Below are 19491 nucleotides of genomic sequence, written 5' to 3'. Positions count from 1 at the left end.
CGCACCGGCAAAAGCGCGAAGGGGGTGCGGGGCTACGAAGGGCGCACACCCTCTGCACCCCTGCCCGACCGGTTCGGGACGTATAGGCTGGCTACTCTTCCTAGCCGGACCGGCTGGTCCTACGCGCCTGTCCGCGTTCCGGGCCGACCGCGATCCGCCGTGCATGCAACTGGCGACGGGGTGCCGATGATCGAAATGGCGCTGATCGCGCAGGTCCTGGTCCTGGTACTGGTGACCGCGGTGTTCCTCAGCACCGGCAGCGCATCGATGTTCCATCCGCTGACGCTCTATCTGATCTTCCACACCCTGGTCTTCGTGATGCGGCCGATCCTGGTCTACACGCAGCACTTCGACGACGTCTGGCTGTTCATGGGCTTCTGGCCGGACGAACAGCAGTTCGTCATGACGCTGGTGGTCAGTTCCGTCGGGCTGGTGGCCTTCGCCGCCGCTTGCATCTGGGCCGGGCTGGTCAGGCCGGACTGGACCCCGAACGGCGAGCCGGCCCCGGCCTTCACCTTCGACCGCGTCGACGTCGTCGCCTTCCTGACCACCGCGGCGCTGCTGGGTCCGCTCGCCATCTATTCGGCGGTCCAGCGCCAGGCCGGCGCCAGCTTCGACGGCACCGGCGACGTGCAGATGGAACGCGACCCGCTGACCGGCCAGCCGATCTACACCAACACCACCGGCTACATCGCGGAAGCCCATTCGATGGGCCTGCCGCTGACGCTGGGGCTGATCTGGGTGTGCCGCTTCCACCCGCTGTCCTTCATCCCCTTCGCCGGCTTCGTCGCCTACCGCGCCTATCTCGGCTGGGGGCGCTGGGCCATCATCATGGGCATCCTGGGGCTGGTGCTGCTGATGCTGTACCGCAGCCGCACCAAGTGGTTCCGGCTGTGGCATGTGCTCGCCGCCATTCCGGTGATGGGGCTGTTCACCGTGCTGGGCAACAACCGCGACGCCTTCCGCGACGTGCTGGCCGGCGACGCCCCGGCCTCCGTCCTGCTGAAGTTCAACGGCGGCAGCGGCAGCGGCCGGGCGCTGGACGCGCTGGCCGGCCAGGATCTGGCGAACTTCGACTTCCTCGCCTACATACTGTGGGTGGTGCCCAAGCAGTCGGCGACCTACACCTGGTTCACCCAGTACCTGCAGCTTTTCACCGAACCGATCCCGCGCCTGCTGTGGCCGAGCAAGCCGGTTGGCGCGCCGGTGAAATGGGTTGACCTGAACGACTACGGTGTCTTCTACAACCTGACAACCTCGCTGCCGGGCGACGGCTGGATGAGCGCCGGCTGGATCGGGATGATCGTCACCATGGTGGTGGTCGGGCTGATCCTCGGCCGGCTGCACCGCTGGTTCTGGACCAGCGGTTTCAGCAACCGCTACGCCGTGCTGTTCTATTGCGCCTTCCTGCCGCTGTGCCTGCAGTGGTTCCGCGACGGCAACATCACCATCGTGAAGTTCGGCTTCTTCTCGCTGCTGCCGATCCTGCTGTGGATCGGCCTGACCCGCGCCCTGCGCGCCTGGGGCATCCTTGAGGACGATCCGCTGGGAGCGATCGTGGCGCCGCCGAAATTCGCCCCGAAATTCGCCCGGACGGACTTCGCCCGGACCCATTTCGCCAAGGCCGATTTCGCCCGCGGCATCGACGGGAGGGAGGCTCCGTGACCAAGCCAGCCGACACCGGGCGGCCCGGCGGCCCGATGACCGTCAGCGCCGTGATCGCCACCTACAACCGCGGGCCGGAACTGCGCATCGCGCTGACCCGGCTGATGGCGCAGACCATGCCGCCGATGGAGATCATCGTCATCGACGACGGCTCCACCGACGGCACCGGCGCCATGATGCGGGCCGAGTTCCCGGCAGTCCGCTATGTCCGGCAGCCGCACAACGCCGGACTGATCCTGGCGCGCAACTTCGGCTTCGTGAACACGACCGGCGACCTGATCCTGTCGGTGGACGACGACAGTTGGTTCGTCGACCCCGACGGGCTGGCCCGCTGCGTCTCCTACCTCGCGGAGCATCCCGAGGTGGCCGCCGTCGCCTGCAACATCGAGACACGCGACGGGCTCGTCTATTTTCCGAAAGGCGCCGCTCCCTTCGACGTGCCCTGGTACGTCGGCTGCGGCCACCTGCTGCGCCGGAGCGCCATCGAGGCGGTCGGGCTCTACATGCCCGAGCTCTACCGGCAGGGGGAGGAGAAGGACCGCTGCCTGCGGCTGGTCGGCGCCGGCTACCGGGTGGTGGCCCTGCCCGACGTCATGGTCTACCACGACAAGAGCGAGAAGGGGCGAAAGCCGGGGCTGGAGCGCTTCTACAACCACCGCAACGACCTGATCCGCGAGGTGGCGCGCTGCCCGGCCCCGCTGATGGCGTGGCGGCTGGCGCGAAGCTGGGCCGGCAATAGCTGGAAGAACCTGCGCCACGGCCCGCGGGCGACCGACCTGAAGGTGCTGGCGGCTCTGCCGCAGATCCTGCGCATCGGGCTGAAGCACCGCGCCCCGGTCAGCGTCGAGGCGTACCGCCGCTGGCTGCATCTGGCGCAGACCGCGGCACCCGCCAGCGCCCCACCCGCGGACGGCAGGGCTGCACCGGTCAGCCGCCCGGCTGCATCCCGCCCACTTGCAACAGAACGGCCCAGCCCAGCACGATCAGATTGACGGTCAGGGTCATCGCCATGCCGGGGGCGCGGGCGAAGGGATGGATGAGATAGCCGGCCCAGAACAGCAGCCGCCCCAGCACGAACAGCCAGGTCGCCACCGCCGCCACCCCCAGCGAGGGGACCGGCAGGGTGGCGACCAGCGCCGCCAGCGCCGGCACGAAGATGGCGGTCTGTTCCACGCTGTTCGCCAGGACCCGCTGGCAGACGCGCTGGGTCCGCGATTCCGGGTCGTCTATGGGGTTGAGGGCGGCGGTACGGCCGCGCATCGCCATGACGCCCAGCACCATCGCGAAGAGCACCAGCGCCGGCCACAGGACCTGCCGCGCCCAGTAGGCCATGCGCGCCCCCGGGGCGTTGAGGCCGGCGGGCGGCAGCACCAGGGACAGCAGAAGGGCGAAGAGCAGCGCCGTCAGCACCACCACGGCGCCGTTGAGCAGCAGGGCGCGGAAGACGAGGGACGGACGCCGGCTCGTTGCGGAATCGGGACGGGGCAGGGTGTCGGGCATGTGGGCGGACTCCGTCGAAGGCTGGGCGTGGGACGGCGGCGGCCGGCAAGGCGGCACCCGTCCCGACGATCAATAACGGCCCCGCTCATGATTTGGATCAAGGCTGCGATGCGCCGGCGGGTGTCCCATGACGAGGTGTCCCGTTGGGAGAACTGTTGTCAGCCTATCTTTTCGCTACCATGTTCTAACCATCTTGCTTCACCATAAGGGGTGAGGCGGAGAGCGATGGTGGAGGGTCTATGATGGATCTCGTTCTGCTTGGCGGTGTGGCAGCGGCAGCGGCGGCTTTGGCCGGCCTGATCGCCACGATGCCCACGCCGAAACCGATCCCGATCCGCACGCGTGACGGGCGGCGCCAGCGCCGCTGACGGGTCCCGGCGCCCGCTTGCGCCAGAGTTCGCGGGCCTGGGTTCGCATCCCCGGGTTCACGGCCCCGGATTCATGGCCCCGAGTCCATGGCCACGCCATGACCGGCACGCCGGAAAAGGGCGGGCAGCGGCTGGCTGGCGGTTGGGGATTGGAACGAAGGCCATCAGAAGGGTGGCCGGAACGGTGGCATGACCTCGTTCATGAAGTGAACGACGATGTCGGATGTCTGCCGATGGATGGCTGGACGGTCGCGACCGCCGCCGTCACGGCATATCATGCCGCCACCAGGCTGCTGCGCCTCCAGCAAGGGAACGGCGCCGGCCTTGCACACACCAAGAAAACTGAAATGGCCGGCATCGGCAATGGTGGCACGTTCGGACCTGCCGGCCGGCAGGTGATCGGCAAGGTGGCCTGATTCGAGGTCGGCGGGCATATCTGCATCGCCAGGACCGGCGGCCACCACCAGGACCGGGACATCGACCGCCGCCAAGCTTGCCGGATCGAAGCCCTGCGACAGACCGAGATCGAGCGTCACGGCCGCCCTGATGCGACGGTCGGCCATCGGCCGTGCCCATGCCGCCAGCGCGTCGGGATCGCGGCGGAGCCCGCCGATTTGCGGCCGGCATGCGGCCATCGCCGGATGAGCCTTGCAGGCGCCGGCCAGCCGCTCCGGATCGAACCGGCCGCCGGCAAGGACCATCGCGGTCCATCCCCCGAGCGAGTGGCCGATCACGGCGGCATCGCCGGAAATGAGCAGGCCGGACCAGCGCCCGTCGCCGTTCAACCCGCCGTTCAGCCCGTCGATCACGCAACCGATCTCGCGGGGGCGCGTCCATGGCTTGGCCGCCTGCGGATGCGCCGCCGCCGGATGCGCCCCCGCCGGATGCGCCCCCGCCGGATGCGCAATGTCGCGGCTGGTCGATCCGGGATGGTTGGGAGCGGCCACGACGTAGCCGTGGCGTGCGAGATCGACCGCCAGCCATTGCTGGCTGGTCCAGTTGCCGCCGTAACCGTGAGAAAGAACCACCAGCGCGTGACGTCCCGGCTGCGGCTCGGCGCCGGGCCGCACGACCTCGCCGGCAAGGATCGGGTCGTCCCCGACAAGTGCGCTTTCCCGCGCCACGTCCGTGGTCGGATACCAGAGGCCGCCTTCTACGGCCCGGCAGTCGCCGGCTTCCGGAAAGGACAGCCTTTGGAAGCCGACCAGGCTTTCCGCGCGGGCCGCGGCCATCCCGAGGCCGCACAGCGCGGCGGACAGGGCCAGCGCAACCGATAAGGGCGATTCCATCGTCTGGTGCCTCCGGATGGCGGCGGACCGGGCGGGAGCCCGCCGGTGGCCTGTTCAGTTGCCCATCGGCGATCCGTCAGCGATCCAGGTCGCGGATGGCACGGTTCAGCTCGAATTCCTTGGAGGCGACATAGGCCTCCATCCCGACGATCCGCCTCTCCATGTCGCGGAAACGCTGGGTCAGGCCGGCGAGCGTGCGGTCCGGCTTGGTCGACACCGTGCGCCAGAACGCCTCTTCGTCGGCATCGCGGTAGAGCTCGGCCGGGCGCACCGGCAGCACCAGCAACGCGATCACATAGCCGATCACCAGCGGCAGCGAGAAGAAGAACAGGGCGAACAGCATCGCCAGCCGGACCATCCCCGGCTGGACGCCGAAATAGTCGGCGATGCCGGCACACACTCCGCCCAGCACGCCGCGCTGCGGATCACGATAGAGCCGGTGCGGATTGGGCGAGTCGAAGCGGGACGCGCGGTCCATGGCGGCCTCGTTCCTTTCGTTTGAGTCTCAGGTCGGATGTTCGGCGGAAGGCGTCGCCTGCCCCGGGCCCTCCCCCGCTCTCGCGGGAGAGGCACATGGCCCGGGAGGGGGCCGCCCATGCAGGCCGGCGCAAGGCCTCAGACCTTGTCGCGCCAGTGCGGCGCCTCGGCGTCGAGCACCCGTTCCAGCGTGTGGACGCGGGCCTCAAGCCGGTTGGAAATCTCCCAAAGCTCGGCGAGAAGCCGTTCGTCCTGTGCGGTCAGCCCGCGTTGGGACCGCCATTTGGTGATGTAGTGGAAGACGATCCAGACCGGCGCCACCACCACCATGAACAGCACCGCGAGGACGAAACCCAGGAACCCCATGGTCGTCGGGTCCTCTTATTGTCGTGAGGAAAACGGATGGGGCGTCGCCGCCCCATCCCGGCACCGGGTCGATCCCGCCGCCTGCCGCCGTCAGCGGCCGTCAGCCGTTGCGGCGGGCGGCGATGCGGGCCTTCAAGGCGGCCAGATCCTCCTCGACCTTGTGGGACGCCTCAAGCTCGGCGATCTCCTCGGTCAGGCTCTTGGTCCGGCCGACGTCGTAGGCCTCCACCCGGCCTTCCAGCTCGTCGAGGTTGCGCTCCACCTGCTCGAAGCGGGACAGGGCGTCGTTGATGCGCTCGTCATGCAGGGCGCTGCGCAGCTTGACCCGGTTGGTCGCCGTCTGGCCGCGGACGACAAGCGCCTTCTCGCGGGTCTTGGCGTCGGTCAGCTTGGCCTGCAGCCGGGCGATGTCATCGTTGGCCTTGGCCAGCGCCGCTTCGACCTGGACGAGTTGCTCGGTCAGCGCGTCGGCCTGCTCGGCGACCTTGGACTTGGCCAGCAGGGCGCCCTTGGCGAGATCCTCGCGGTCGCGGGTCAGCGCCACCTCGGCCTTGCGGTCCCACTCGTCGCGCTCGCGGTGGAGATCGGCGACCCGGCGCTCGATCTCCTTCTTCTCCGCGATGATCTTGACGGTCGAGGACCGCACCTCGACCAGCGTGTCCTCCATCTCCTGGATGATGAGGCGGATCAGCTTCTCCGGATCCTCGGCGCGGTCGAGCAGGGAGTTCAGGTTGGACTGCACGATGTCGGTGAGGCGCGAAAAGATGCTCATGGTCGGTGTTCCGTCGATCAGCCGAGGATGGCGCCGGCGATGATGCCGGCGAAGAAGAACAGCCAGCTTTCGGCCGGCCGGGTGGCGAGATAGCTACGCACGCGGCGCGCCAGCGGGCGGCCCTGCGCGGTGTCGAAGCGGTGACCGCCGTAGCGGCGGCGGAAATCGCTGAAATCGCTCATGGTTGATCTCCTTGCCATGCACTCCCTATCGCAACCTCCGTGCCAATCGCTGTGGCGCAGCCTGGACGCCTTGGTTCTGCTGGCTTTCCCGCCAGTCGGGGCTGGGCCGGCCCGCTCTTGCGGCATCGGCATTCACGCCATAAGTTCTTCTCTATAACGATGAAGTGGTGAAAAGCGCGATGTCGGCCGCACCGCCCTCCCTGCTCGGCGAATCGCCGGCCTTCCTGACGGCCCTTGCGCATGTGTCGCGGGTGGCGCCCCTGGAACGGCCGGTGCTGGTGATCGGCGAGCGTGGAACCGGCAAGGAGTTGATCGCCGCCCGGCTGCACTACCTGTCGCGCCGCTGGGATCGCCCCTTCGTCAAGGTGAACTGCGCCGCCCTGCCGGAATCGCTGCTGGATTCGGAGCTGTTCGGCCATGAGGCGGGCGCCTTCACCGGCGCCACCCGCCGACAGATCGGCCGGATCGAACAGGCCGACGGCGGCACGCTGTTCCTGGACGAGATCGCCACCGCCTCGCCCGCCGTGCAGGAGAAGCTGCTGCGCGCGGTCGAATATGGCGAGATCGAGCGGGTCGGCGGGCGAACGGCCACGGTGGACGTGCGGGTGGTCGGCGCCACCAACGCCGACCTGCCGGCGCTGGCCGCCGCCGGGCGTTTCCGTGCCGACCTGCTGGACCGGCTCGCCTTCGACGTGGTGACGCTGCCTCCCCTGCGCGCCCGGCCGGAGGACATCCCGCCGCTGGCCGAACATTTCGCGCTCGGCATGGTGCGGGAACTGGACCGACCGCTGTTTCCAGGCTTCACCGCAGCGGCGCTGGAACGCCTGCGCACCCACGACTGGCCCGGCAACGTGCGCGAGCTGCGCAACGCGGTCGAGCGTTCGGTCGCCGCCGCCGACCCGGAGGATCCGCTCGACCGCATCATCCTCGACCCCTTCGCGTCGCCCTGGCGCCCGGCAGCCATGGGGATGCCTTCCGCGATGTCCCCGCCATTCAAAGCGGTGACCCCGTCCTCTGCCCCGCCCGCCCCCGACGGCAGCCTCATCGACGCGGTGCGCGCCTTCGAAGCGGCAAGGCTGCGCGAGGCGCTGGAGCAGAACCGCTTCAACCAGCGCCAGACCGCCGAAGCCCTCGGTCTCGGCTATCATCAGCTCCGCGGCATGCTGAAGAAGCACAGGCTGCTCCCCTCATCGGCCCGGGAAGAGGGATAGGACGGACTGCCGCGACGATGTCCAGCCCTGCGGCCCGCTGCGACGTTCGGCCGTCCCCGGAGCCGGGGCGGACCGTGCTATACCGGTCCATTCACTGCCGCAGATCAACCGCCGCAGATCAACCGCCGAAGAGCGGTTCGCGCCAATATGGGAAGGGGAGCAGCGCAATGGCCACCGAGCTATCCGGCCTTCAGGTCCTTGGTCCGCTCAAGCCGGGCTTCGAGGAGATCCTGACGCCCGAGGCACTCGCCTTCCTGGCGGAACTGGAGGGGCGGTTCGGCGGCGAGCGGTTGCGGCTGCTGGACGTGCGGGCCAAGCGCCAGGCCCTGCTGGACCAGGGGCACAGGCCCGATTTCCTGCCGGAAACCCGCGCCATCCGCGAGGCGGACTGGACCATCGCGCCGCTGCCCGTCGACCTGATGGACCGCCGGGTGGAGATCACCGGGCCGGTGGACCGCAAGATGGTCATCAACGCGATGAACAGCGGCGCCAAGGTCTTCATGGCCGACTACGAGGACGCGACCTGCCCGACCTGGACCAACCTGATCGAGGGGCAGATCAACATCCGCGACGCCGTGCGCCGGACGATCTCCCATGAGGACCCGGCCAGCGGCCGCAAATACCGCCTGAGCGACCGGACCGCCGTGCTGAAGGTCCGCCCCCGCGGCTGGCACCTGGACGAGCGCCATGTGCTGCTGGACGGCGAGCCGATCTCCGGCGCCCTGTTCGACTTCGGGCTGCATGCCTTCCACAACGCCAAGGAACTGCTGGCGCGCGGCAGCGGGCCCTATTTCTACCTGCCGAAGCTGGAAAGCCATTTCGAGGCCCGGCTGTGGCGCGAGGTCTTCCTGGTGGCGGAGGAGTACCTGCACCTGCCCCACGGCTCGATCAAGGCGACGGTGCTGATCGAGACGATCCCCGCCGCCTTCGAGATGGACGAGATCCTCTATGAGCTGCGCGAGCACTCCGCCGGCCTGAACTGCGGGCGCTGGGACTATATCTTCAGCTTCATCAAGAAGTTCCGCAAGGATCCGGCCGCCGTCATGCCCGATCGGGCGGAGGTGACGATGGCCACGCCCTTCCTGTCGGCCTACAGCCAGCTTGCCGTCAGGACCTGCCACCGCCGCGGCGCGCCGGCCATCGGCGGCATGGCCGCCTTCATCCCGGTCAAGGACGACCCGGCGGCCAACGAAGCGGTCTTCTCCCGCGTGCGCGCCGACAAGGAGCGCGAGGCGTCCAACGGCCATGACGGCACCTGGGTCGCCCACCCCGGGCTGGTGCCGGTGGCACGCGAGGTGTTCGACGCCTACATGCCCGCCGCCAACCAGATCGCCCGCAAGCGCGCCGAGGTTGCCGTCACCGCCGCCGACCTGCTGGCGGTGCCGCCCGGCCCCAGGACCGAGGCGGGGTTGCGCAACAACACCGCCGTCGGCATCGGCTACATCGAGGCATGGCTGCGCGGGATCGGCTGCGTGCCGCTGTTCAACCTGATGGAGGACGCCGCCACCGCGGAGATCAGCCGCACCCAGGTCTGGCAGTGGCTTCACACCGGCACCGCGCTCGACGACGGCCGCCCGGTGACGATGGAACTCGTCGACCGGGTGATCGCCGAGGAGCTGGCGGCCTGGAAGGAGCGCGTCGGCGCCGATGCCTATGCCGCCGGCCGCTACCCCGACGCTGCCGCCCTGTTCCGCGACCTCGTGGCGCGCGAGGAGTTCACCGACTTCCTGACGCTTCCCGCCTATGAGCGGCTGGTGGCGGAGGGGGCGTAGGCAAGCCAATCGCCCCACCCACCCCAAGGCGCCATTTCCCTCCCCCGCCCAGCGGGGGAGGGTCAGGGTGGGGGAAAGGCCTGCACCGTCCGCCCCTCCTACCCCACCCGCCCGAGCCTGACCGTCAGCGGCCAGCGAATGGTGCGTTCGCGTTCGGGCGCCCCCCACAGCGGCGCGATTTCCGCGGCGAACGCCTCCAGCGGATTGCGGCCCAGCGCCTCTGTCGCCGCCTTCACCCCCGACCAGGTGCTCATGTAGCCGAGAAGGCGCGGCAGCGGCCACACCGCCTCCATCGCCAGCGGCGGCACCGGCAGCGCCGGGAAAGGGAAATCCAGGCCGCGGTAGCCGTCGACCACCTTCCAGCGGTCGGCCGGCCAGTAGGGACCGATCGTGCCGTTGTGGAAACGCTCCACCGCCGCGTCCAGGGCGGGCTCGCCCAGTTGCTGCAACCCGTAGCAGACCAGTGCTGCGGCCGCCCCCGGCCTCGCCACCCGCCGCACCTCGGCATAGAAGCGGGCGAGGTCGAACCAGTGGGCCGCCTGCGCCGCGACGACCAGGTCGCAGCAACCGTCGGGCAGGCCGCTGTCCTCGGCGGAAGCGGCGGCGTAGCGGACTCGGGGGTGCGGTTCCGCCCGCGCGATCTGCTCGGCGCTGGCGTCGGTGGCATGGACGGCGGCGAACCGGCCGGCCAGCATGGTGGAGAGCTGGCCGTTGCCGCAACCGGCGTCCCAGGCCAGCTCCGTCGCCGGGGATGCCCCGGCCAGCAGGTCGGCCAGTCCCTCGGGATAGCTAGGCCGGAAGGCGCGATAGTCGCCGGCATGGCCGGAGAAATGGTCCTTGAAGGGATGCATCGGGCGCGATTGGTTCTGGAATCCGGGGACGGTTGAGGATAAACCCTTCGAGTTCGTCGCGGAACCCCCGGCCCCGTCCGGGGGTATCCCGCATTCTTCCGCTGTGGCGTGAGCGCGCCGGGCGTGCTAACCAAGCCCGCGCCCAAATCCGTGCGCCTCGCCAACCACCCGTGTCCGGCATGCAGACCTTCCTGGAATTCGAAAAGCCGATCGCCGAGCTTGAAGGCAAGATCGAGGAATTGCGGCACCTGACCAACGCCGGCGACATCAACATCGCCGACGAGGTCGCAAAGCTGCAGGCCAAGGTCGACAAGCTCCTGCGGCAGACCTACGCCAAGCTCACGCCCGCGCAGAAGGTTCAGGTGGCCCGCCACCCCAATCGTCCGCACTGCCTGGACTATGTGAACGGCCTGATCGAGGACTTCACGCCGCTGGCCGGCGACCGCCATTTCGCGGAGGACCGTGCGGTCATCGGCGGGTTGGGGCGGTTCCGCGGCCGCTCGGTGGTGGTCATCGGCCAGGAGAAGGGCAACGACACCGAATCGCGCGTCCGCCACAATTTCGGCATGGCGAAGCCGGAAGGCTACCGCAAGGCCCAGCGCCTGATGGATCTGGCCGACCGCTTCAGCCTGCCCGTCGTCTCGCTGGTCGACACCGCCGGCGCCTTCCCCGGCGTCCAGGCGGAGGAGCGCGGCCAGGCCGAGGCCATCGCCAAGAGCATCGAGCGCTGCCTGCGGCTGAACGTGCCGATGGTCGCCTCGGTGATCGGCGAAGGCGGGTCCGGCGGCGCCATCGCCATCGCCACCGCCGACCGCGTCCTGATGCTGGAACACGCGATCTATTCGGTGATCTCGCCGGAAGGCTGCGCCTCGATCCTGTGGCGCAGCTCGGACATGGCCGGCGAGGCGGCGATCGCGCTGCGGCTGATCAGCCAGGACCTGAAGGAGCTGGGCGTCATCGACCGCGTGGTGAGCGAGCCGATCGGCGGCGCCCATCGCGATCCGGCCGAGACGATCAGGCAGCTCGGCGACTGCATCGAGGAATCGCTGGGCGAGATGGACGGCCTTGACGGCACCACGCTGCGCGCCAAGCGCCGCGAGAAGTTCCTGGAGATGGGGCAGAAGGGGCTGGGCTGACGCCTGCGCTTCCGTGCCGCGGCCTTTCCCGCAAGGGCTATGCCCTTGGCGGGCTTTGCATGATGCCCCGACTGTGATTCCCTCGTCCGGGGCCGATCCGGGTCCGACCACGAGGGAGCAGCCTTGCCTACGCTGAAACGCGGCCTGACGCTGGCGGCCACGGTGGCCGCCACCCTGCTGGGCCTGCTGCTGGTCACCTTCCTGATCGGGCGCGTCGTGCCGGTCGATCCGGTGCTCTCGGCGCTGGGCGACCGCGCCAGCGCCGAAAGCTATGCGCAGATGCGCAGCCAGCTCGGCCTCGACCTGCCGCTGTGGCAGCAGTTCCTGCGCTATGTCGGCGACGTCCTTCAGGGCGACCTCGGCACGTCGGTGCTCACTTCCCGCCCGGTGCTGGAGGATGTGCTCCGCGTCTTCCCGGCGACGCTGGAACTCGCCACCGTCGCCGTCGTCATCGGCACCATTCTCGGCGTGCCGGCCGGGGTCATCGCCGCCACCCATCGCGGACGCTGGCCCGACCATGCCATCCGCCTGCTCGGGCTGGTGGGCCATTCGGTGCCGATCTTCTGGCTCGGGCTGATGGCGCTGCTGCTGTTCTATGCCCGGCTGGACTGGGTGCCGGGGCCTGGCCGCGTCGACGTCTTCTACGAGGGGATGGTCGACGCGGTGACCGGCGTCGCCAGCATCGACGCGCTGCTCGCCGGCGAAACCGACATCTTCTGGAACGCCCTGCACCATCTCGTTCTGCCGGCCGCCATCCTCGGCCTCTACAGCGTCGCCTACATCGCGCGGATGACGCGCGGCTTCATGCTCGACCAGCTCCGCCAGGAATACATCACCACCGCCCGGGTGAAGGGGATGTCGGAGACCCGCGTCGTCTGGCGCCATGCGCTGGGCAACATCACGGTGCCGCTGGTCACCGTCATCGCCCTGTCCTATGCCGGGCTGCTGGAGGGATCGGTGCTGACCGAGACGGTGTTCGCCTGGCCCGGCCTCGGCCTCTACATCACCAATTCGCTGCTCAGCGCCGACATGAACGCCGTGCTGGGCGGGACGCTGGTGGTCGGCACGGTCTTCATCGCGCTGAACCTGCTGTCCGACCTGCTCTACCGACTGCTGGATCCGCGGGCCCGATGAGCGTGCGAACAGACCTTCCCTCTCCCGGCTGGCGCGGCTGGCTGACCACCGACACGCCGCGGTCGCGGACCCAGGCCCGGCTGGGGCGGGCCTGGGCCGGATGGACCACCTTCCGCCGCAACCGGCTGGCCGTGGCCGGGCTGCTGATCGTCGCGGCGCTGGTCGCGGTGGCGGCGTTCGCCCCGCTGCTGGCGCCCTACCACCCCTACGCCCAGGATCTCGGCAGCCGGCTGGAGGCGCCGGGCGCCGCCCACTGGCTGGGCACCGACGCCTTCGGGCGCGACATCCTCTCGCGCCTGATCTTCGGCACGCGGCTCACCCTGATGATCGTGGTGCTGGTGGCCGCGACGGCGCCGCTGGCCGGGCTGGTGATCGGCACGGTCGCCGGCTATTTCGGCGGCTGGGTCGACACCGTGCTGATGCGCCTCACCGACATCGCGCTCGCCTTCCCCAAGCTGATCCTGGCGCTGGCCTTCGTCGCCGCACTCGGTCCCGGCATCGAGAACGCGGTGATCGCCATCGCCGTGACCTCCTGGCCGCCCTACGCCCGCATCGCCCGGGCGGAGACGCTGACCGTGCGCCGCGCCGACTTCATCAGCGCCGCCCGCCTGCAGGGCGCCTCCAGCCTGCGCATCATCCTCGGCCACATCATGCCGCTGTGCGTCGCCTCGCTGATCGTGCGGACGACGCTGGACATGGCCGGGGTGATCCTGACCGCCGCCGGCCTCGGCTTCCTCGGGCTGGGCGCCCAGCCGCCCTTGCCGGAATGGGGGGCGATGATCGCCAGCGGCCGGCAGTATGTGCTGGAGCAATGGTGGGTCGCCGCCATGCCCGGCCTCGCCATCTTCATCGTCAGCCTGGGCTTCAACCTGCTGGGCGACGGGCTGCGCGACGTGCTCGACCCGAAGGGGGATTGAACCATGACGGACGGCGCTCCCCTGCTCGAGGTCGCCAACCTCCGCGTCGGCTTTCCCACCCGCACCGGCATGACCGAGGCGGTGCGCGGCGTCTCCTTCACGCTGGGCCGGGAGAAGCTGGGCATCGTCGGCGAATCGGGCTCCGGCAAGTCGATGACCGGCCGGTCGATCCTGCGCCTCGTCCCGCCGCCGGGCCGGGTCGCCGCCGACCGGCTGGCCTTCAATGGCGAGGATCTGCTGGCGGCGTCCGAGCGGCGGATGCGCGACATCCGCGGCCGCCGCATCGCCATGGTGATGCAGGACCCGAAATACTCGCTCAACCCGGTGATGACCGTCGGCCGCCAGATCGCCGAGGCCTACCGCGTCCACAGCAGGGCCGGTGCGGCGGAAGCGAGGCGCCGGGCGCTGGAGATGCTGGCCGCCGTGCGCATCCGCGATCCGGAGCGGGTCTACGACCGCTACCCGCACGAGGTGTCGGGCGGCATGGGCCAGCGCATCATGATCGCGATGATGCTGATCCCCGACCCGGACCTGCTGATCGCGGACGAGCCGACCTCGGCGCTCGACGTCACGGTGCAGATGCAGGTGCTGGCGATCCTCGACGACCTCTGCAGCCGGCGCGGCATGGGCATGATCTTCGTCAGCCACGACCTCAACCTCGTCGCCTCCTTCTGTGACCGCATCCTGATCATGTATGCCGGGCGGGTGGTGGAGAGCTGCCGCGCCTCGGAGCTGCACGCGGCAAGGCATCCCTATACCCGCGGCCTGCTCGCCAGCTTGCCGCGGCTCGACGGGACGGGGGGCGACCTGCCGGTCCTGTCCCGCGATCCCGCCTGGGCGGCGAGCGGGCCGATGGATGGGGTGGACGGATGACCGCGATGATCGACATCCGCGACCTGCGCGTCACCTTCGGCCGGGGCGCCGACGCGGTGGCGGCCGTGGACGGCGTCACCCTCTCGGTGCGCGGCGGCGAGAGCTTCGGTCTGGTCGGCGAGTCGGGATCCGGCAAATCCACCGTGCTGCGGGCGGTCAGCGGGCTGAACGACGAGTGGACCGGCCGCATCGAGGTCGCCGGCGCGGAACAGGGCACCAAGCGGCCGAAAGGCTTCTTCAAGCAGTGCCAGATGGTGTTCCAGGACCCCTATGGCTCGCTGCACCCGCGCCACACCGTGGACCGCATCCTCGCCGAACCCATCGCCATCCACGCCATGGGCGACGCCGACGCGCGGATCGACCGCGTGCTGCGCGACGTCGGGCTCGGACCGGCCTTCCGCTTCCGTTACCCGCACCAGCTCTCCGGCGGCCAGCGCCAGCGCGTCGCCATCGCCCGCGCCCTGGTGCTGGAGCCGCGGGTCCTGCTGCTGGACGAGCCGACCTCGGCGCTCGACGTCTCCGTCCAGGCGGAAATCCTGAACCTGCTGCGCCGCCTGCGGGCCGAGCATGGGCTGACCCTGGTGCTGGTCACCCACAACCTCGCGGTCGTCGCCAACCTGTGCGACCGGCTGGCGGTGATGAACCGCGGCCGGTTGGTGGAGGAGATGACGGTGGAGGAACTGCGCCGGGAAACGGCGCGCGAGCCCTATACCCGCCAGCTCCTGCGCGCCAGCCAGGGCTACGACCGCGCGGTGGCGGAGAGTTTCCGGGACTATGCCTGAGAGGCTCCCGGTCTCAAGTGCCCACCCTCACCCCAGCCGCACCACGCACAACTTGTCTTCCGCCCCCTTGGCAGCGGCCTTGTGGTCGGCGATGGCTGCGTTGATGGCGTCGGGCGTCAAGCCATGGCTGCCGGGCGGGATCACCACGGCGACGCCGCTGGCCGCCAGCAGGGGGAAGCGCCGCATCGCGCCATAGCGGTCCTTGGCCAGGAAGCCGCCGGACACCCGCGTCTCGGCGTCATAGAGGCTTTCGGCATCGGACCGGAAGCGCGCCAGCAGGTCGGCAAGCCGCGCCAGCACATCGCCCTCCTCGCCGCCGCTGACGCCCAGGAAGAAGTCGTCGCCACCGATATGGCCGGCGAAGGCTTCCGCGTCGATGGCCGCGCCGGCGCTGCCGGTCCAGGCCTTCAGCCGCTCGCTGAACATCAGGATGGCGCGGTCGCCCTGGCGGAAGCCGAAATTGTCGTTGAAGGGCTTGAAGTTGTCGAAGTCCAGATAGGCCAGCACATGGCCACGCGACGGCTCGGCCAGCGCCCCCTCGATATGGCGGAGGATGGCGGCGTTGCCCGGCAGCCGGGTCAGCGGGTTCTGGTCGGCCGCCATGGCGAGGTTGCGCTCATGGACCAGCCGCAGCAGGCCGCCGCCCGACAGCAGGCCGGCATAGCAGCCGCCCTCCACGATCACGATGCCGTCGGCGGCGCTGTCGGCGGAGAAGGCTTCGATCACCCGGTCGAGCGGGGTGGAGATGTCGCAGACCGGCGAGCGGATGACCAGGTCGTCCAGGCGGTCGCCCAGGCCACGGTTGCGCAGCAGTTCCCCGCCGAAGCGCGAATAGACGTAGCGCTTGAGGTCGCGCTCGCGGATCAGCCCGAGCGGCCGGTCATGCTCGTCGACGATGGGGGCGACGGGAGCGCTGCCGTCGCGGCGGAAATAGTCGAGCAGGTCGGTCTTGCGCGAGTCGACCCGCAGCGGCGGCAGCCGTTCGATCACCTCCGACAGACGGCGGTGCGCCTCGGTCGGCTGGCGGCGGTCGCGGCGGTTCAGCTCCTCGATGACCGGATAGCGGCCGGGCAGCGCCATCAGGTCCAGGCGTGGCCGGGCGATCAGGAAGCCCTGGGCCAGGTCGCAGCCGAGGTCGCGGCAGGTGTAGAACTCGGTCGCGGTCTCGATCCCCTCGGCGACGATCTGGATGCCCAGCGCATGGGCATGCCCGGCGAAAGCCGCCACCAGGGCCCGCTTGCGGGCGTCGCCGTCGATGCCGGCGATGAAGAAGCGGTCGATCTTCACATAGTCCGGGCGGGCCTCGTACAGCGTCCGCAGGCCGGAATAGCCGACGCCGAAATCGTCGATGGCGATCCCGGCCCCGCTCTGGCGGTAGCGGTCGACGGCCGCATCCAGCGCCACCCCGTCGCCGACCGGACGGCTTTCCGACAGCTCCAGCACGATGCCGGTCTTGCTCGGACCCGCCGGGCCTCGGGAGAGCCAGGGCGAGTCCGGCCGGCCGACCAGCCGGGCGTCCATGTTCAGGAACAGCTTGGCCTCGGTCCAGCCGGACAGGGCACGGTAGGCGGCCACCGCCTTGGCATGCAGAGCGTTCTCCACCGTCGCCAGCTCGCCGGCCGACTCGGCCGCGTCGAGCAGGGCGCCGGCATTGGCGAAGCCGGTGCGCTCGAACCCGCGCAGCAGCGCCTCGTACCCATGGCAGCGGCCGGTCCGCAACTGCACAATGGGCTGGAAGGCGTAAGACAGGGCGGCCACCACCGACGCCCAGTCGAAGGCCGTGGCATCACGTTCCGGCCGCCCGGCCATGGTCGTCGTCAGCACAGTCATCGGTCAGCCCGCCACGCACCGGTCCCGCAGGGGATCAGTCACAGATCCCGCAAGGGATCAGTCCTTGCTTGTAACAGAGCTTGTTTGCGGTTTCATGACCGCCCCGCCACAGCTTCGCGGAAAGCCCGCCGACCTCCCCGGCGGTTCGAGCGCGGGCGGTGCCGTCGCCGCGTGACCCTGTCGCTTGGCCGTGTCGCGAATCGAATCCTCGTATCGCCCTGCCCGCCTGCGCTATAGGAAGGCCCCGATTTTCGGGGCGGAGCGGGAGGCGAGCGGGATGAAGGTCGGCATCGACATGGGGGCGACGAACGCGGGCGGCTCCGCGACGCTGGACCTGGAGGAGCTGCTGGCGACCCGCCTCCTGGTGCAGGGCAATTCCGGTTCCGGCAAGTCGCACCTGTTGCGCCGGCTGATCGAGCAGAGCGCCCAATGGGTGCAGCAGGCGGTGATCGACCCGGAGGGCGATTTCGTAACCCTGGCCGAACGCTACGGCCATGTGGTGGTCGAGGCCGACGAGCACAGCGAGGCGGCCCTCCAGTCGGTCGCCGCCCGCGTGCGCCAGCACCGCGTCTCGGTCGTCCTGAACCTGGAGGGGCTGGACGCCGAGATGCAGATGCGCCACGCCGCCGCCTTCCTCGGCGGGCTGTTCGACGCCGACCGCGACTTCTGGTACCCGATGCTGGTGGTGGTCGACGAGGCGCAGCTCTTCGCGCCGTCGGCCGCCGGCGAGGTGTCGGACGAGGCGCGCAAGGTCTCGCTGGGGGCGATGACCAACCTGATGTGCCGCGGGCGCAAGCGCGGGCTGGCCGGGGTGATCGCCACCCAGCGCCTGGCCAAGCTGGCGAAGAACGTTGCCGCCGAAGCCTCCAACTTCCTGATGGGCCGCACCTTCCTCGACATCGACATGGCGCGCGCCGCCGACCTGCTGGGCATGGAGCGCCGCCAGGCGGAGATGTTCCGCGACCTGGAGCGCGGGCATTTCATCGCGCTCGGCCCCGCCCTTTCACGCCGGCCCCTGCCCTTGCGCATCGGCGCCGTCGAAACCCAGGGCCGCACCGGCAGCCCGACGCTGATGCCGCCGCCCGCCACCCCGGTGGAGGACGCCCGCGACCTGATCTTCACCACCACCGGGCCGGAGCCGCCGCGCTATCCGGTGCGCCGCCCCTCCACCTCGGCCAGCGCCGACCTGATGGCGCAGCTCGCCCGTGGCCGGCCTGCCGTCGCGCCGCCATCGGACCAGGAGCCGGCGGACGCGCCGGCGCTGCCGCCGGCCGAACCGGAGGAGACGCCGGAGCAGGCGGCCGAGCGCGAGGCGCAGTACGCCCAGGTCCTGGACGAGGTGCTGGCGGACCCGGAGGCGCCCTACCGTTCGCTGGCGGTGCTGTACCAGGATTTCCTGGTGCGCTGCCGCGGCCGCGGGGTGGACGGCGACAAGCTGGCCCTGCCCGCCTTCCGCCGCCGCCTGGCCACTGCCCGCGCCGGCGCGGGAAGCGGCGACGACCCCGCCTGGCAGCGCGCCACCGAGGTCGCCGCGACGCTGGCCGAGGACATCCAGCCGGTCTTCCTGCTGCTGGCCCGCGCGGCGCTCGACCACGCCCCCTGCCCATCGGACGCCGACGTGGCGCGGGCCTGCGGCAGCCGCTCGCGGGGACGCGGCCGCCGGCTGCTGACCTACATGGAACAGCGCGGCTTCATCACCAGCCGCAGCGGCCTCGGCAACACCCGCGCGATCGGCTTGCCGGCGCTGGGGTGGGAAACCGCGCTGGGCGACCCGAACGCGGACGACGCGGGTGACGCACCGGAGGACGGCGGGCTGTTCGCGGCGGGGTAACCGGTCAAGCCGCCAGCATCTTCTGCAGGAAAAGCAGGTCGAGCCAGCGGCCGAACTTGCGGCCGACCTGACGCAGGCGGCCGGCCTCCTCGAATCCGAAGGCGGCGTGCAGGCGGATCGACGCGGTGTTTTCGGCATCGATCCCGGCCACCATCACGTGCTTGCCGTTGCGCCCGGCGTCCTCCAGGAGGGCGGCCAGCAACGCGCGGCCGATTCCCCGCCCACGCATGCCGGCATCGACATAGATCGAATGCTCGACACTGTGCTTATACCCTTCCCACGGCCGAAACTCGCCGTAGGAGGCAAAGCCGCGGACGCAGCCGCCAAGGTCGGCGACCAGAACCGGCATGCCTTTCGCCTGCCTCTCCATCATCCAGGCCCGGCGTGCGTCGAGCGTCGTCGGCTCAAGGCTCCAAACCGCCGTGGTGTTGAGGATGGCCTCGTTGAGGATGGCGACGATGTCTGGAAGATCGACGTCGGTTGCCGCCCGGATGTGGAGGGTCATGGAGGATTGCTCCTGCTCTGGCGCCGCCGG

At 70.1% G+C, this 19491-nt stretch carries 20 protein-coding genes; 11 read left to right on the top strand and 9 right to left on the bottom strand.

The annotated features are described in order from the left end of the window. The first annotated feature begins 186 nt into the window (after positions 1–186). Together J2850_RS22035 and J2850_RS22030 are read left to right on the top strand one after the other, a co-directional pair. Positions 187–1665 (top strand): O-antigen polymerase, encoded by a 1479-nt coding sequence (locus J2850_RS22035; RefSeq protein ID WP_246513361.1) that lies wholly within the window; start codon positions 187–189, stop codon positions 1663–1665. Then, positions 1662–2657 (top strand): glycosyltransferase family 2 protein, encoded by a 996-nt coding sequence (locus J2850_RS22030; protein ID WP_307354507.1) that lies wholly within the window; start codon positions 1662–1664, stop codon positions 2655–2657. The genes J2850_RS22035 and J2850_RS22030 overlap by 4 nt, the downstream gene beginning before the upstream one ends. Here the strand turns inward: J2850_RS22030 and J2850_RS22025 are convergent. Next, complete coding sequence (locus tag J2850_RS22025) at positions 2593–3165, bottom strand: MAPEG family protein (RefSeq protein ID WP_209986351.1); 573 nt, start codon at positions 3163–3165, stop codon at positions 2593–2595. The genes J2850_RS22030 and J2850_RS22025 overlap by 65 nt on opposite strands. 239 nt (positions 3166–3404) lie before the next feature. On the opposite strand from J2850_RS22025, the gene J2850_RS32115 reads away from it, so the two are divergent. Next, on the top strand, positions 3405–3533 hold the full coding sequence (locus J2850_RS32115) for a hypothetical protein (RefSeq protein ID WP_281415006.1): 129 nt from the start codon (positions 3405–3407) through the stop codon (positions 3531–3533). 164 nt (positions 3534–3697) lie between these two features. Here the strand turns inward: J2850_RS32115 and J2850_RS22020 are convergent, their stop codons facing one another. The 5 genes from J2850_RS22020 to J2850_RS22000 all read right to left on the bottom strand — a co-directional run bounded on the left by J2850_RS22020 (position 3698) and on the right by J2850_RS22000 (position 6619). Beyond that, complete coding sequence (locus J2850_RS22020; RefSeq protein WP_209986348.1) at positions 3698–4822, bottom strand: alpha/beta hydrolase family protein; 1125 nt, start codon at positions 4820–4822, stop codon at positions 3698–3700. A gap of 76 nt (positions 4823–4898) precedes the next feature. Further along, positions 4899–5300 carry an envelope stress response membrane protein PspC gene (gene pspC, locus J2850_RS22015; RefSeq protein ID WP_209986345.1) on the bottom strand — a complete coding sequence of 134 codons (402 nt, stop codon included), beginning with the start codon at positions 5298–5300 and terminating at the stop codon, positions 4899–4901. Between the two features lie 137 nt (positions 5301–5437). Beyond that, positions 5438–5665, bottom strand: a complete 228-nt coding sequence (gene pspB / locus J2850_RS22010) for an envelope stress response membrane protein PspB (protein WP_209986341.1) — start codon at positions 5663–5665, stop codon at positions 5438–5440. Positions 5666–5765: 100 nt separating this feature from the next. After that, on the bottom strand, positions 5766–6437 hold the full coding sequence (gene pspA / locus J2850_RS22005) for a phage shock protein PspA (protein ID WP_209986339.1): 672 nt from the start codon (positions 6435–6437) through the stop codon (positions 5766–5768). A 17-nt stretch (positions 6438–6454) separates the two neighbouring features. Continuing rightward, on the bottom strand, positions 6455–6619 hold the full coding sequence (locus J2850_RS22000; protein WP_209986337.1) for a hypothetical protein: 165 nt from the start codon (positions 6617–6619) through the stop codon (positions 6455–6457). A gap of 179 nt (positions 6620–6798) precedes the next feature. Between J2850_RS22000 and pspF the strand changes: the two genes are divergently transcribed. Both pspF and aceB read left to right on the top strand, forming a co-directional pair. Continuing rightward, the gene (gene pspF / locus J2850_RS21995) at positions 6799–7830 is read left to right on the top strand and encodes a phage shock protein operon transcriptional activator (RefSeq protein WP_209986442.1); all 1032 of its coding nucleotides are present in this window, start codon (positions 6799–6801) and stop codon (positions 7828–7830) included. Between the two features lie 167 nt (positions 7831–7997). Continuing rightward, on the top strand, positions 7998–9602 hold the full coding sequence (gene aceB, locus J2850_RS21990; protein WP_209986334.1) for a malate synthase A: 1605 nt from the start codon (positions 7998–8000) through the stop codon (positions 9600–9602). Between the two features lie 98 nt (positions 9603–9700). On the opposite strand, the gene J2850_RS21985 is transcribed toward aceB, so the two are convergent. Then, positions 9701–10453: a class I SAM-dependent methyltransferase gene (locus tag J2850_RS21985; protein ID WP_209986332.1), complete on the bottom strand. Its 753-nt coding sequence runs from the start codon at positions 10451–10453 to the stop codon at positions 9701–9703. A gap of 179 nt (positions 10454–10632) precedes the next feature. On the opposite strand from J2850_RS21985, the gene J2850_RS21980 reads away from it, so the two are divergent. The 5 genes from J2850_RS21980 (at position 10633) to J2850_RS21960 (ending at position 15295) form a co-directional block, all read left to right on the top strand. Further along, the gene (locus J2850_RS21980) at positions 10633–11589 is read left to right on the top strand and encodes an acetyl-CoA carboxylase carboxyltransferase subunit alpha (protein ID WP_209986329.1); all 957 of its coding nucleotides are present in this window, start codon (positions 10633–10635) and stop codon (positions 11587–11589) included. A 123-nt stretch (positions 11590–11712) separates the two neighbouring features. Further along, positions 11713–12723, top strand: coding sequence for an ABC transporter permease (locus J2850_RS21975; RefSeq protein ID WP_209986326.1), 1011 nt, complete (start codon positions 11713–11715; stop codon positions 12721–12723). Further along, positions 12720–13640: a nickel transporter permease gene (gene nikC / locus J2850_RS21970; RefSeq protein WP_209986323.1), complete on the top strand. Its 921-nt coding sequence runs from the start codon at positions 12720–12722 to the stop codon at positions 13638–13640. Before J2850_RS21975 ends, nikC begins: the two co-directional genes overlap by 4 nt. Positions 13641–13643: 3 nt before the next feature. Further along, positions 13644–14513 carry an ABC transporter ATP-binding protein gene (locus J2850_RS21965; RefSeq protein ID WP_209986320.1) on the top strand — a complete coding sequence of 290 codons (870 nt, stop codon included), beginning with the start codon at positions 13644–13646 and terminating at the stop codon, positions 14511–14513. 5 nt (positions 14514–14518) lie between these two features. Continuing rightward, entirely contained in the window at positions 14519–15295 is a 777-nt protein-coding gene (locus J2850_RS21960; RefSeq protein ID WP_209986439.1) for an ABC transporter ATP-binding protein, read from the top strand. Positions 15296–15322: 27 nt separating this feature from the next. Here the strand turns inward: J2850_RS21960 and J2850_RS21955 are convergent, their stop codons facing one another. After that, entirely contained in the window at positions 15323–17125 is a 1803-nt protein-coding gene (locus J2850_RS21955; RefSeq protein ID WP_209986317.1) for a GGDEF domain-containing protein, read from the bottom strand. A 277-nt stretch (positions 17126–17402) separates the two neighbouring features. Here J2850_RS21955 and J2850_RS21950 point away from each other — a divergent pair, with 277 nt between their 5' ends. Beyond that, positions 17403–18956: a helicase HerA domain-containing protein gene (locus J2850_RS21950; protein ID WP_209986314.1), complete on the top strand. Its 1554-nt coding sequence runs from the start codon at positions 17403–17405 to the stop codon at positions 18954–18956. A 4-nt stretch (positions 18957–18960) separates the two neighbouring features. On the opposite strand, the gene J2850_RS21945 is transcribed toward J2850_RS21950, so the two are convergent. Next, positions 18961–19461: a GNAT family N-acetyltransferase gene (locus J2850_RS21945; RefSeq protein WP_209986310.1), complete on the bottom strand. Its 501-nt coding sequence runs from the start codon at positions 19459–19461 to the stop codon at positions 18961–18963. Positions 19462–19491 lie beyond the last annotated feature (30 nt).

This window comes from Azospirillum picis, assembly GCF_017876115.1.
GTDB classification, from domain to species: Bacteria; Pseudomonadota; Alphaproteobacteria; order Azospirillales; family Azospirillaceae; genus Azospirillum; species Azospirillum picis.
The sequence above is the reverse complement of the archived record's forward strand: the minus strand, read 5'-3'. Positions and strand labels throughout refer to the sequence as shown.